The following is a 13,265-nucleotide window of genomic DNA, read 5'->3' as shown; positions in this document are numbered from 1 at the left end:
ACTAAGTAAAGGAATGTCGGCAACAAAAGGTTGTAATCGTATTTTATTTCTCTGTCGTTATTTCTACTGAAAACTCAGTCGTAGGCTTAGTGAAAACAGAGCCGCTATATTCGATTATAGCAGTTTTTCCGTCCTGAGAGAATACTGCATTAGGATTGCTTATCTTTTCTATTTTTTTAGGGAAATGATATTTTACCACCATCTTTCCTTTTTCCAAAAACATGCCGAACGGATTATTGCCTTTCAACAGATTATCCACCCCATTTTCAGGCTCTATATCCTTATTTGTTTCTACGGTTCTAGTCATAACCGAACCATCCCATGTAAGTGACGTTAGATTGTATAGTTTATCAATAGAAAGGTTTTGACTCAGTGATTGTGCTTCTTCATCTTTCGATTTTATTTTGTCTTCCAGTTTCTTCATAGAAACAAAAGCCTTATTGAAAGCCTCTGCATCCTTGAAGCTACCCGACAAGGAGATCCCAAGCTTCTTGTTTGCCACATCATTCTGCATTCTGATAGCTAACGGAGCTATATTTATCATGTCTTTTTTCATATCATCAGTGATATTCAGTGTATCTTTGAGGATGTCGGACAGATAAATGACACTGTCTGTCGGTATTTTGTCTGCCATACTCATGTTCATATCCGATGTCATGGACAATATCTCGCTGGCGTCGATAGACATATCATATTTTACACTTCCGTCTTCCTGAAAATATATATTTTCGTATATGGCACAGCTATTAAAAAATACCGTAATGAGTAGAAAAAGAATGGATAAATATCTTTTCATAGTTTCGGTTTAAAAAACAATCCCTCTCCACATACCGATGGAGAGGGAATATAATAAAATTGTTTATTCTAAATATGTGTATCCATAGAGGCCAGAGCGATAGTTGGAGAGGAATTCCTTCCCTTCCTCTACTGTTATCGAACCTTGCTTCACACAGCTGGTAACCCATGTTTCCACTGTGCGTACAAGTTTCTTGGCATTGTACTGGGCATAATCAAGTACTTCTGCCACCGTTTCACCGTCTATCATTTGCTCTATCTTATATCCTCCCTCGTCTACCGATATATGTACGGCGTTGGTATCGCCGAACAGATTATGTAGGTCTCCCAGTATTTCCTGATATGCACCTACAAGGAACACGCCCAGATAATACGGCTCATTCTTCTTTTTCGCATGTACAGGCAGATAAGAAGACTGGTTGCCGTTAGAGATGAAATTATCGATCTTGCCATCCGAGTCACAGGTTACATCCTGTAATGTGGCAGTGCGGTCGGGTTTTTCATCCAGACGATGGATCGGTATAATAGGGAATACCTGGTCTATCGCCCACGAATCGGGTAGCGACTGGAACAATGAGAAGTTACAGAAATACTTATCCGGTAACAGCTTCGATAATTGCTTCAGCTCTTCCGGAGCATGCTTTGAACGGCCTGCAATATGGAATATTTCGCGGGCAATGGAGAAATATAGACGTTCTACCTGCGCCCTTGTTTTCAGTGTAAGTAATCCCAGACTGAATAAGTCCAGTGCCTCTTCGCGGATTTGCTGGGCATCGTGCCATGCCTCCAACATACGCGACTGGCTGAGGTCGTCCCATATCTGATAGAGTTCGCGAACCAGTTCGTGGTCATCGTCCGACAATTCTTCGTCTTCGTCCCATTCTGGTAAAGTAGCTGTTTCCAGCACTTCGAACACTAATATAGAATGATGGGCCGTAAGCGAACGCCCCGATTCGGTAATGATATTAGGGTGGGGGATATCATTCTTATTTGCAGCATCTACCATTGTGGCGATAGAGTCATTCACATACTCCTGTATGGAATAGTTAACGCTGCTTTCGTTGTATGATGAACGTGTGCCGTCATAGTCTACACCTAGTCCGCCACCGATATCCACAAATTCTACTTTGAAGCCCATCGTATGCAATTGAACATAGAATTGTGCGGCTTCACGCAGTGCCGTTTTGATACGGCGTATTTTTGTGATCTGGCTACCTATATGAAAATGGATAAGGCGAAGCGAATCCTGCATATTTGCTTTCTCTAGATAGGCTAGAGCTTCGAGTAGTTCACTCGAATTCAATCCGAATTTGCTGCCGTCACCTCCCGATTCTTCCCATTTGCCACTGCCGGAACTGGCCAATTTGATACGGATACCTATATTCGGTTTTATTTTCAGTCTTTTGGCAACTTTTGTTATCAGTGGTAGCTCATTAAGCTTTTCCACTACAATAAAAATGCGCTTACCCATCTTCTGCGCCAGCAGGGCCAGTTCGATATAACTTTCGTCTTTATATCCGTTGCATATAATCAGCGAGTCAGAGTCGGTATTGATGGCAATAACAGCATGAAGTTCGGGCTTAGAACCGGCTTCTAGTCCAATGTTGAATTTTTTACCATGGCTGATAAGTTCTTCGACCACAGGGCGCATTTGATTTACCTTGATAGGATATATGATATGGTTCTGCGCTTTGTACTCGTATTCTTCGGCGGCCAGCTTGAAACACGTCGATATCTTTTCAATTCTGTTGTCCAGAATATCCGGAAAGCGAATCAATACGGGAGCCGATACATCGCGAAGTTGCAGCTCGTCCATCAGTTCTTTTAAATCAACAGCCACTCCGTCTTTACGAGGAGTTACGACAACGTTACCTTTCTCGTTGACAGAAAAGTAATTAATTCCCCATCCCGGGATGTTATACAGCTCGGATGAGTCTTCGATGCGCCATTTTCTCATTCTTTCTTGTAAAGTGATAAATTATTTAATGGATAAAAATGTGGTGATTTTCGCATTGGCAGGATCTTTTGCTTCCTTACCATATACATCAAAATCAGCCTGGTATCGTCTGTCTATATCCGATTGCCAGATGTGCGCCCAAGTTTTACCAACGGCATATGGCAATTCACCTTCGGATATATATTTATAATATTTGCTGGAAGGAATCTCTTTGATAGTCAGGCTCAGGTTGGTAGGGATACTTTCTGCATCCGCAACCTTATAGCCCAGTACGGTGGTATATTCACCTGTATAGTCACTCTCGTAATCGGTGTAGATACAGTAAATATCATCCGATACCTTCGGCATCGACTCCAAATAGCCGTTTCTCAGGAATATTTCCCACAATTTGGCTATGTCACTCTGCGACTTATAATCCTGATTGGTAGTCCTTACGGAGATGCCAACAACAGAGAATTTGTCCAAGACTACTTCCTCTTGTTTCATTTTTCCAAAACTTTAGTTATTTCGGCAATATATAAATAATGGAAATCTTTTTCAGGATACCATCTGTCTATTATCTTTTCATCAAGGAAAGCCGCTTCTTCGATACGCTGTACGAAAAGTTTCTTTGCAAAGATTACCCTTTCTGCTTGTTCGAAGTAAGGTACATCATTGTCCATCGCAACGGATAATCCTGCTTTTGTTATCTTGTCCTCATCTCTTCCCGAAGCTTTTCCCAGATAAGCAAGAGCCTTTTTATAGCTGTCGTCGAAGAATGTTAGCGACAATGATTCTGAACTTTCTACGAATTCCCTTGTAAAACGTTGAGGACGTATAACGATAAAAACCACTTCTTTGTTCCACATGATGCCGAAACTGCCCCAGCTTGCGGTCATTGTATTTACCGTACCATCGGGTTTGGCAGCGGAGATCAGCATCCATTTGTCTTTTATTTCAAATGGGTTGGGGGAGAAGTCTTTTATGTTTATTTCTTTGAATTGGTTCATATACGAATCTTTATTCTTCTGAAATGTCTTCAGGAATATATAAATTTAAATTATAGCTCTGATTTAAATAATGTTTTATAGATGTATTGACAGTTGTGACAAATATGGCAGCATCCAACTCATCATCGGATATGGACAAATAATTTTGATATTCTTTTGCAGCCTTGTTTCTGATGCTATCTATGTAATTGCTATATAAATCAGAGTTTATATTAGATAATGAATCCAGCAGAATTTTATTTGCATTGTAACAAGAATCTTCTATTTCGTAAAGCCTTTTTTTGTAAAATGCTCCATATGTAATACCCTTTGAGTCAAGTTTGTTTAAAAGAGTATAAAATACGTGTGCAGTATCTGCCGGTATTTCTATATTTGAAAGGATTTCATTTCTGAATTCATCATTAGCTTTTACTTCTTTTTTGCAATTTGTAAATATCATACAAAAAAGAAAAAGAATATAAATATACTTATTCATAATATCCAATCTTTTAATCCAGTTTTAATACTGCAAGGAATGCCTTCTGAGGCACTTCCACATTACCCACCTGCTTCATGCGTTTTTTACCTTCTTTCTGTTTCTCCAGCAATTTGCGCTTGCGGGAAATATCACCGCCATAACATTTGGCAGTTACATCCTTACGGACGGCCTTTATTGTCTCACGGGCTATAATCTTAGCGCCGATAGCCGCCTGTATGGCAATGTCGAATTGCTGGCGGGGAATCAGTTCTTTCAGCTTTTCGCACATGCGGCGTCCGAACGTTACGGCATTATCCACATGGGTAAGCGTAGATAAGGCATCCACCGATTCGCCGTTAAGCAGGATATCCAACTTGGCAAGTTTCGCCTCGCGGTAGTCGTGCATATGATAATCGAACGAGGCATAACCTTTCGATATGCTTTTTAGTTTATCATAGAAGTCGATTACAATTTCGCCCAGAGGTATATCGTAAGTGATTTCCACACGGTCGCCCGATATGTAATCCTGCTTCAGTAAGATACCACGCTTACCGAGACACAATGTCATGATAGGGCCTATATAGGTCGTGTTTGTAATCACGGACGCGCGTATATACGGCTCTTCTATATAGTCGATCAATGTCTGGTCGGGCAATCCGGCCGGATTATGCACTTCCTTCGTATTTCCTTTTTTATCGTGCACAATGTAGGATACATTCGGCACGGTGGTTATCACATCCATATTGAATTCCCTGTCGAGACGCTCCTGTATGATTTCCATATGCAGTAGCCCGAGGAATCCGCAACGGAAGCCAAAGCCAAGGGCAACCGATGATTCAGGCTGGAAAGTAAGGGAGGCATCATTCAACTGAAGTTTTTCGAGTGAGGCGCGCAAATCTTCAAAATCCTCACTCTCGATGGGATATACTCCGGCAAATACCATCGGCTTCACTTCTTCGAATCCGTCGATAGCCTCTTTACACGGGTTCTTTACATGGGTAATGGTGTCACCTACTTTTACCTCTTTCGATGTTTTAATACCGGATATGATATAGCCAACGTCTCCGCATGTCACTTCATTGCGGGGCGACATTTCGAGTTTTAGGACTCCGACTTCATCAGCGTCGTATTCCTTGCCGGTGGCGAAGAATTTAACCAGGTCTCCTTTACGGATTGTGCCGTTTACCACTTTAAAGTATGCGATGATACCACGGAAGGAGTTGAATACCGAGTCGAAGATCAAGGCCTGTAACGGGGCTTCCGGATCTCCTTTTGGTGCAGGAATACGTTCGATGATAGCATCGATTATATCATATACTCCTTCTCCTGTTTTTCCACTGGCACGGATTATCTCTTCACGTTTTACTCCAAGTAATTCTATAATCTGGTCTTCCACCTCGTCCGGCATTGCGCTGGGCAGGTCTATTTTATTCAGAATCGGTATAATCTCCAAGTCATTTTCTATAGCCATGTAGAGGTTAGAAATGGTCTGAGCCTGTATACCCTGTGCGGCATCTACAATAAGCAAAGCACCTTCGCAAGCCGCTATGGAACGTGAGACTTCGTACGAAAAGTCGACGTGTCCGGGAGTATCTATCAGGTTGAGGATATATTTTTCGCCTTTATATGTGTATTCCATCTGGATGGCATGGCTTTTGATGGTGATACCACGCTCTCGCTCCAAATCCATATTATCGAGTACCTGCGCCTGCATATCTTTACCTTCGACAGTGCGTGTGTATTCTAAAAGCCTGTCTGCAAGCGTACTCTTACCATGGTCGATATGTGCTATAATGCAAAAATTCCGTATTTTATTCATCTATATAATTTGATTCTTTTAATCTTCTTCAAACCGGGATAGAAACACTACCCCAAATTAGAGTGCAAATATACAAAAGAAATATCAACTTTTAATTATCAGACATTGCAAGCTTAGCGTAAACTGGTAATTTTTAAAAATTGTTTCATCGGTTTTGATTTTATTAAATAAATATGTTTCTTTGTATGACTTACTTATAAGATGTCCACCTGTTTTTATCCCCACTTTTATAAAGCAAATTCAATTACCTGCCCATATACGATCCTGTATGCTTAATCCTGATAACGAAGACTTAATTTGTTTCTGTATTAAGTAATAAATATGAATGACGTATTTTAATGTTCAATTATTTTCTACATTTTTTCTACGCGCAATCAAAGATTGCTTGTGTTTCTTTTGCCCAAAGCCGCAAAAGGAACCAAAAACGCTTTAGCGCCCGCTTCAAAGGCCGACCCGTTAACAGCAGAGACGGCTAAACGAAAAAACTCGCTGGAAAACTTCTGATATCCGAAAACTCAGAAAAGCTCAAACACGTTTTCGTTTTTTAGCCTTTCTCTTCTGACGGGTGCCCGTCCATGAAGCATACAGCGCCGGGCTGACGCCTGATAAACTGTACGCCAATTTAGTTAAGAGGCTTTAGCCCCACTTGTGAGTCAGCGGACGCGCATTAGTTCCCCAGGCGGGCACCTGTTCGGTGAAGTCGACGAGGAATCAAACGGGGCGATAGCCCGTGTGTCACTTTCAGCCGGCAAACTGTTGACAGGTCGCCGAGGGACGAAGCGCTAGCCTTTTGCTTCGTTTTGGGCAATGCCAAAATGAACATTAAATGTCAACTACTGATTCGCATTATTCATTACTAAGTAAACTTAAATAGTGTAAAATATGATAGTAAAAAATAACTTTTATATAATTACCGGAGGTCCTGGTTCCGGTAAGACTACCTTATTGAACGAACTTCGGAAAAATGGTTGTAACTGTGTTCCGGAAACTGCCCGGAATATAATCAGAGAACAGGTCGAGGCCGGAGGTCGTGCTTTGCCATGGGGTGATACCAGAGCATATTCCGATCTGATGCTTTTCCGTTCTGTCCTGGATTTTATCAACTTGAAAGATAGGGAGGATATTTACTTTTTTGACAGGGGTATCCCTGATACATACGGATACGAGGTATTGATGGGGTTTAATATTGGCGATGTATTGAAAAATGCAGTTGAGCAATATCGTTACAATCCTCTTGTTTTTATTCTGCCACCATGGAGAGAAATATATGAAACAGACAGCGAACGAAAACAGGATTTCCGGACAGCTATTGATACATACAAAGTAATGATGGAAGTATATAAGGATTTAGGTTATATACCAGTTGAAGTACCTCTGCTGCCTGTATCGGAAAGAGCTGATTTTGTAATACGGGAATTGAAGTAGAAGTTATTGCATCAGTATAAATACATTTCCCTCACTTTCTGTATGTCAACACCTAAAACCTTTGTCAGATAGTTTTCTACCGAACCATGGTCTTTTTTTATCTGATCCAGTCCTGCCTGAAGAAATTCAGGTTTTACCTCGAAAAGTGAAGATATGGCCGGATATTGTGATTTTAACCCCGCATATTTATTAGCCAAATATGTATTTGATAATAAATAATCCTTCAATATAGTTTGTTCATCAACCCCTAGTGCCGATAGAACCAATGCTGCACCCATTCCGGTACGGTCTTTTCCTGCCGAACAATGGAACATTAGCGGAATATTATCGCCGTTCTGCAATAATTTGAAGAATTCTTTGTACTGATGTATACAAGCCGAATTGGTAACTAAAAGAATATTCATGTCTTTCATCATCCGGTCGGCTTGTTCAGCAGTAATTTTGCTTATATCTTGCTTTACTGCTGCCATCAGGTCTCCCGGACTGATGGAATAAGGATAATTACTCTTTACCGAAGAAGGATTCTTATCGGGGGCCTGTTCCATTTCTTCGCCCGAACGGAAATCCACAATGGAGATTAACGGTATGGCAGCGAGATAATCCAGATCGGAGTCGGTCAGCTTGTGTAAATCATCGGAACGGAATATTTTACCCCATTTTACATATTTGCCATCAGTGGTTTTGTATCCGCCTAAATCTCGGAAGTTATAGCCTCCCGTCATCGGTAAATGCCTGTCGGATACGATGGCGCTTCCTTTTTCTGTAATTATTTCAAAATAAGAACGTATCGAATCTGTAATATTTAGCGGGAATGTGCCGCTGTCTATGCCTTGTGCTACAGGCTGGGAAAAGTCTATGCCATCGACAGACCTGCCCGCATAAAGCGTCCATTTACCTTGTGTATATATCTGAATAGTTGCAGATTTGGTGGTTTTGTCTCTGATGATGGATACATCATTTGAAATGTCTTCCCCGGTATATCCGGCTTGGTTCTGCGTCGCTTTCTTGTCGCATGATGTGGCAATGAGTGAAGCTAAAATCATAGGTATAATAAGTTTTTTCATTTGTGTGTGTAATTTATCAGATAACAAAGGTACTCCGCTTTGTTATAGTAAGCAAGACAAAGAATTTGTTTTCGGTCTTTATATGATTGAAAATTCCTTTATTTAACATTTTGTATGGTATTGATTCTATATGGATTATATATAGGTTACAGAATGTAATGAAAAGTTAAATAATAAATATGGATTAAACCCCGGTCTCGAAATCGCATCTAACCACTATAAAACATTTAAAATAAAGATTATGAAAAGATTATTTTTATCATTGGCTATAATAGCATCTATTTCTCTTACAGCATCAGTTAGTGCACAGGGAGGAAAAAGGGATGGAAAGCGTAGTGCAGATTTTCAGAAAGAATTGAATCTGACTGCTGAACAGAAAGAAAAAGTAGAGTCTACCAATAAGGACTTTAAGTCTAAAATGGCCGAACTAAGGGCTAAGTCTGATTTGTCGAAAGAGGATCGGCAGGCAAAAGCAAAGGAATTGAGAACGCAGCATCAAACAGCGGTAAATAATATACTGACTCCCGACCAACAAACTAAAATGAAAGAACTCATGGCTCAGAGGGGAACCAGAGACATGAAAAAAGGAGGCAAGGAGTTGGGCATGCGTGGCAAAAAAGATGGCCGTAGCCAAGACTTGAGGGCAGACAGAAGAGGCGACCGTATGAAGGATTTAAATCTGACAGACGATCAGAAACAAAAGATCAAGGCATTGAATGAAGACTTTAAGACAAAATCGAGAGATCTGGCTAAGCAACATCGTGAGGAATTGAATAAAGTATATACTCCCGAACAACAAAACAAACTGAAGGAATTCAGAAAAGATTTTAATAAAGACCGTCGTTTCGCTTTCGATGGAAGGAGAGGAATGGCCAAGCTTGATGAAGCAAGCAAAACTAAATTGAAATCATTGCGTGAAAACTTTGAGAAGGAGAAGAAAGCTGTGGAATTGAGCCGTATTGCTCCTGATGCACAAAAACAAAAAATTGCTGATTTACGTCAGAATTTCCGAAAAGAAAAACAAGAGATAATCAAAGAAGCGCGTAAAACTCAAAATAGCAAACCTGTATAACACATTTATATATTTTAAAGAAGGCTGTCAGAAATTCTGACAGCCTTCATTTTTTATAAAGATTCTAGGCCTGCTTTGTTATTCAAACGCCTTGGGAATCATACCATATTGAATCTGAAATAATTTGATAAAATAGGATGGAAGCTTTATTCCTGCAAAATAACAGATTCCATTTATCCTGTATTTCCCTTCCTGAATAATTTTTTGTAACATTTTCGTTTTTCTTTCGTCATATAGCTAGTATCTAGCTATATTTGATACGTTAAAATATAGGATATTCAGGTTTAGCGTTCTTATTATTTTATTTCAATGCTATGATATTTATTGGAGATAATGGATTACTACAGAGTCAAATGCTTATTATTACTTATTTAATTAAAATATTATGAGAAAACTTTTATTTACTGCTTTTTTCCTCTTTTTCATAGTCGGATTGAAAGCGCAGGAGCCCCCTTTGTGGCTACGGTATTGCGCAATATCTCCGGATGGTAATCAGATTGCGTTTTGTTATAAGGGAGATATCTATAAAGTATCCGCTTCCGGAGGTCGTGCCTTGCAGATCACGACTCATCCGGGATACGATACCCGCCCTGTATGGTCGCCCGATAGCAAAAGTATTGCTTTTGCTTCCGACAGGGAGGGCAGCATTGATGTATATCTCGTGTCGGCCGAAGGAGGTGCACCCCGGCGTCTGACTACACACTCCGCGGGTGAATATCCGGTTGCTTTCCGCGATAATGAACGATTGCTTTATTCGGCCAGTATCATACAGGATGTAAAAGACGGAGAGTTCCCATCAGGGCTATTTGCTCAGATTTATGAGATTAATACATCGGGAGGGCGTCCGTCTTTATTCTCATCGCTGACAATGGAAGATTTATCCATCGACCCCAGCGGGACAAAGATCCTTTACCACGACAGGAAAGGATATGAAGACCCGTGGCGTAAGCACCACCAATCGTCTATAACACGCGATTTGTGGTTGTGTGATTTGAGTGGTGAAAGAACATATAAGAAACTGACGACTTTCAGGGGAGAAGACCGTAACCCGGTCTGGGCTGCGGACGGACAAAACTTTTATTACCTGAGTGAGCAAAGCGGATCGTTTAATATTTATAAAAGCGGTTTGAACGTATCTACACCTGTAAAACTTACGAGTATGGAAAAACATCCGGTACGCTTTCTTTCATCGAGTAAGCAGGGAAAGCTTTGTTTTTCGTATGATGGTGAAATATATACGATGAATGAGGGGCAGCAGCCTCAAAAGGTGAACATTCAGATTGCTACCGACAATCAGGAAAATAAATTGAAATATATCAATTTTTCTACGGGAGCAAAAGAAATGGCTGTTTCACCGAGTGGAAAAGAAGTTGCCTTTGTGATACGCGGCGATGTGTTTGTTGCTTCTGTGGAATACGGTACTACAAGACGGATAACCAATACGCCGGAACAGGAACGCAATGTGTCTTTCAGTCCGGACGGACGTTCGGTATTGTATGCTGCCGAGCGGAACGGATTGTGGAATGTATATCAGTCTACACTCACACACAAAGAAGACGAATCTTTCGTTTATGCTAAGGATTTTAAAGAAGAACAACTGACAAATTCCACTTTGGCCTCTTTTCAGCCATTATATTCGCCAGACGGAAAGGAGATAGCATATCTCGAAGATCGCACGACTTTGCGGGTGTTAAATCTGGCCAGTAAAGAAATACGCACAGTACTGGATGGTAAGTTCAATTATTCGTACGCTGATGGGGACCAGTGGTTCAGGTGGGCACCGGATAGTAAATGGCTTTTGACCCAGTATATAGGTATAGGAGGCTGGAACAGTACGGATGCGGCTTTGGTAAAAGCGGACGGTAGCGGGGAACTCACCAATCTGACAGAGAGCGGCTATAGCGATGCTAACCCACGCTTTGTACAAGACGGGAAAGCTATGATTTGGTTCTCTGACAGGGCCGGATACCGCAGTCATGGCAGTTGGGGCGCATACATGGATGCATACATCATGTTCTTCGACGGGGAAGCATACGACAAGTTCAGGATGAGCAAAGAAGAACTTGCTTTGCAAGAAGAGCTGGAAAAGAAAGATAAGAAAAAAGAAGAGGGAAAAGATAAGGATAAGAAAGACAGCAAGGGAAAGAAGGATGATAAGAAGGATGACAAGAAAGATAAAGAAGTGAAACCTCTGAAATTCAATCTGGATAACAGACGGGACTGGGTTATCCGCCTGACGCCGAATTCTTCGTCTCTGGCAGATGCCATGCTCAATAAAAAGGGTGATAAACTTTATTACCTGACCAGTTTCGAGAAAGGTTATGATTTGTGGGTGTATGACTTGAAAGATAAGTCGTCTAAGATATTGGTAAAAGAAGCAGGAGCGGGCGAATTGAATACAGATAGCATTGGGAAGAATATCCTGTTGCTGGGAGGCGGTCAGCTCAAGAAAATAGATATGGAAAACGGAACCGTGACTCCTATCAAAATCAACGCGCAGTTTGAATACCAGCCAGAAGAGGAACGCAGCTATATCTTCAACCATGCCTGGAAGCAGGTTAAAGACAAGTTTTATGTGACAGACCTTCATGGTGTGGATTGGGATGGCTATAAAGTTGCTTATGAACGTTTTCTTCCTCATATCAATAACAATAATGATTTTGCCGAAATGTTGTCGGAAATGCTGGGTGAACTAAACGGGTCTCATACAGGGGCACGAAGTTTCGGTCAGGGTTCTCCGATGCCTACGGCTTCTCTGGGAGCGTTTTTCGATGAAACTTATCCGGGAGATGGTATCAAGATTAAGGAAATCATTAGTCAGGGACCATTAACCAATGCGAATACGAAAATAGGAGCGGGGACCATTATATTGAAGATAGACGGCAAGCCGATAGTGAAGGGACAGGATTATTATCCTTTGCTGGTAGGAAAAGCCGGAAAAAAGGTGCTGCTTACATTTAAAACATCCGAATCGGGTAGTGAGATAGAAGAATGGGTAAAACCCGTTTCTTACGGTGAACAAAATAACCTGCTTTATAAGCGTTGGGTAGAGCAGCGTCGTCAGATGGTAGATAAACTATCGAACGGAAGAATCGGTTATGTACATGTGCGTGGCATGAATAGCGACAGTTTCAGGGAAGTATATTCCGAATTACTAGGCCGTTGCCGCAACAAAGATGCTGTAGTGATAGATACACGGCATAACGGGGGTGGCTGGTTGCACGACGATCTGGTTACTCTCCTCAGTGGAAAAGAATATCAGCGTTTCGAGCCTCGCGGGCAATATATAGGCAGTGACCCGTATAATAAATGGACTAAACCGTCAGCCGTATTGATGTGTGAAGATAATTATTCGAATGCGCATGGATTCCCGTGGCTGTATAAAGAACTGAAAGTAGGTAAGCTAATAGGAACGCCTGTTCCCGGAACGATGACCGCAGTATGGTGGGAATCACAGATCGATCCGGGTATTGTTTTCGGTATTCCGCAGGTAGCAGTGAAAGATATGCGCGGGCAGTATCTGGAAAATCAGGAATTACAGCCGGATATTGAAATATATAATGATCCTGCTTCTACATTACAAGGGAAGGACAGCCAATTGGAAAAAGCAGTGGAAGTCCTGTTACAAGGAAAATAAGGAATAATTACTATACATTGTAATTACAGAGTCGCAAATGAAAATTTGTG

General features: G+C 41.2%; 10 protein-coding genes. 3 read left to right on the top strand and 7 right to left on the bottom strand.

Going from position 1 to position 13,265, the window contains the following annotated elements:
• Positions 1 to 43 precede the first annotated feature (43 nt).
• From QZL88_RS02840 to lepA, 6 genes are all read right to left on the bottom strand, one after another.
• On the bottom strand, positions 44 to 796 hold the full coding sequence (locus QZL88_RS02840; RefSeq protein ID WP_296938510.1) for a hypothetical protein: 753 nt from the start codon (positions 794 to 796) through the stop codon (positions 44 to 46).
• 63 nt (positions 797 to 859) lie between these two features.
• Positions 860 to 2,752, bottom strand: coding sequence for a biosynthetic arginine decarboxylase (speA, locus tag QZL88_RS02835; RefSeq protein ID WP_296938509.1), 1,893 nt, complete (start codon positions 2,750 to 2,752; stop codon positions 860 to 862).
• 21 nt (positions 2,753 to 2,773) lie between these two features.
• On the bottom strand, positions 2,774 to 3,238 hold the full coding sequence (locus tag QZL88_RS02830; RefSeq protein ID WP_296938508.1) for an effector binding domain-containing protein: 465 nt from the start codon (positions 3,236 to 3,238) through the stop codon (positions 2,774 to 2,776).
• Entirely contained in the window at positions 3,235 to 3,741 is a 507-nt protein-coding gene (locus QZL88_RS02825; RefSeq protein ID WP_296938507.1) for a flavin reductase, read from the bottom strand. Before QZL88_RS02825 ends, QZL88_RS02830 begins: the two co-directional genes overlap by 4 nt.
• Before the next feature lie 10 nt (positions 3,742 to 3,751).
• Positions 3,752 to 4,216 carry a hypothetical protein gene (locus QZL88_RS02820; protein WP_296938506.1) on the bottom strand — a complete coding sequence of 155 codons (465 nt, stop codon included), beginning with the start codon at positions 4,214 to 4,216 and terminating at the stop codon, positions 3,752 to 3,754.
• A gap of 13 nt (positions 4,217 to 4,229) precedes the next feature.
• Positions 4,230 to 6,017, bottom strand: coding sequence for a translation elongation factor 4 (gene lepA / locus QZL88_RS02815; protein ID WP_006799483.1), 1,788 nt, complete (start codon positions 6,015 to 6,017; stop codon positions 4,230 to 4,232).
• A gap of 882 nt (positions 6,018 to 6,899) precedes the next feature.
• Between lepA and QZL88_RS02810 the strand changes: the two genes are divergently transcribed.
• Complete coding sequence (locus tag QZL88_RS02810) at positions 6,900 to 7,442, top strand: AAA family ATPase (protein WP_296938505.1); 543 nt, start codon at positions 6,900 to 6,902, stop codon at positions 7,440 to 7,442.
• 11 nt (positions 7,443 to 7,453) lie between these two features.
• Here QZL88_RS02810 and QZL88_RS02805 read toward each other — a convergent pair whose 3' ends face one another.
• Entirely contained in the window at positions 7,454 to 8,506 is a 1,053-nt protein-coding gene (locus QZL88_RS02805; protein WP_296938504.1) for a tyrosine-protein phosphatase, read from the bottom strand.
• Between the two features lie 241 nt (positions 8,507 to 8,747).
• Here QZL88_RS02805 and QZL88_RS02800 point away from each other — a divergent pair, with 241 nt between their 5' ends.
• The gene (locus QZL88_RS02800; protein WP_296938503.1) at positions 8,748 to 9,578 is read left to right on the top strand and encodes a hypothetical protein; all 831 of its coding nucleotides are present in this window, start codon (positions 8,748 to 8,750) and stop codon (positions 9,576 to 9,578) included.
• A gap of 385 nt (positions 9,579 to 9,963) precedes the next feature.
• A complete protein-coding gene (locus tag QZL88_RS02795; RefSeq protein ID WP_296938502.1) occupies positions 9,964 to 13,215 on the top strand; it encodes a S41 family peptidase in 3,252 nt (1,083 codons plus the stop codon).
• Positions 13,216 to 13,265: the final 50 nt, after the last annotated feature.

It is taken from the genome of uncultured Dysgonomonas sp., from assembly GCF_900079725.1.
Classification (GTDB): Bacteria; Bacteroidota; Bacteroidia; order Bacteroidales; family Dysgonomonadaceae; genus Dysgonomonas.
The sequence above is the reverse complement of the archived record's forward strand: the minus strand, read 5'-3'. Positions and strand labels throughout refer to the sequence as shown.

Bases quoted from the DNA above. Each gene is read 5' to 3' on its own strand.
- QZL88_RS02830 (WP_296938508.1), bottom strand. From the start codon at position 3,238: ATGAAACAAGAGGAAGTAGTCTTGGACAAATTCTCTGTTGTTGGCATC.
- QZL88_RS02840 (WP_296938510.1), bottom strand. From the start codon at position 796: ATGAAAAGATATTTATCCATTCTTTTTCTACTCATTACGGTATTTTTT.
- QZL88_RS02820 (WP_296938506.1), bottom strand. From the start codon at position 4,216: ATGAATAAGTATATTTATATTCTTTTTCTTTTTTGTATGATATTTACA.
- QZL88_RS02800 (WP_296938503.1), top strand. From the start codon at position 8,748: ATGAAAAGATTATTTTTATCATTGGCTATAATAGCATCTATTTCTCTT.
- QZL88_RS02810 (WP_296938505.1), top strand. From the start codon at position 6,900: ATGATAGTAAAAAATAACTTTTATATAATTACCGGAGGTCCTGGTTCC.
- QZL88_RS02805 (WP_296938504.1), bottom strand. From the start codon at position 8,506: ATGAAAAAACTTATTATACCTATGATTTTAGCTTCACTCATTGCCACA.
- speA (WP_296938509.1), bottom strand. From the start codon at position 2,752: ATGAGAAAATGGCGCATCGAAGACTCATCCGAGCTGTATAACATCCCG.
- QZL88_RS02825 (WP_296938507.1), bottom strand. From the start codon at position 3,741: ATGAACCAATTCAAAGAAATAAACATAAAAGACTTCTCCCCCAACCCA.
- QZL88_RS02795 (WP_296938502.1), top strand. From the start codon at position 9,964: ATGAGAAAACTTTTATTTACTGCTTTTTTCCTCTTTTTCATAGTCGGA.
- lepA (WP_006799483.1), bottom strand. From the start codon at position 6,017: ATGAATAAAATACGGAATTTTTGCATTATAGCACATATCGACCATGGT.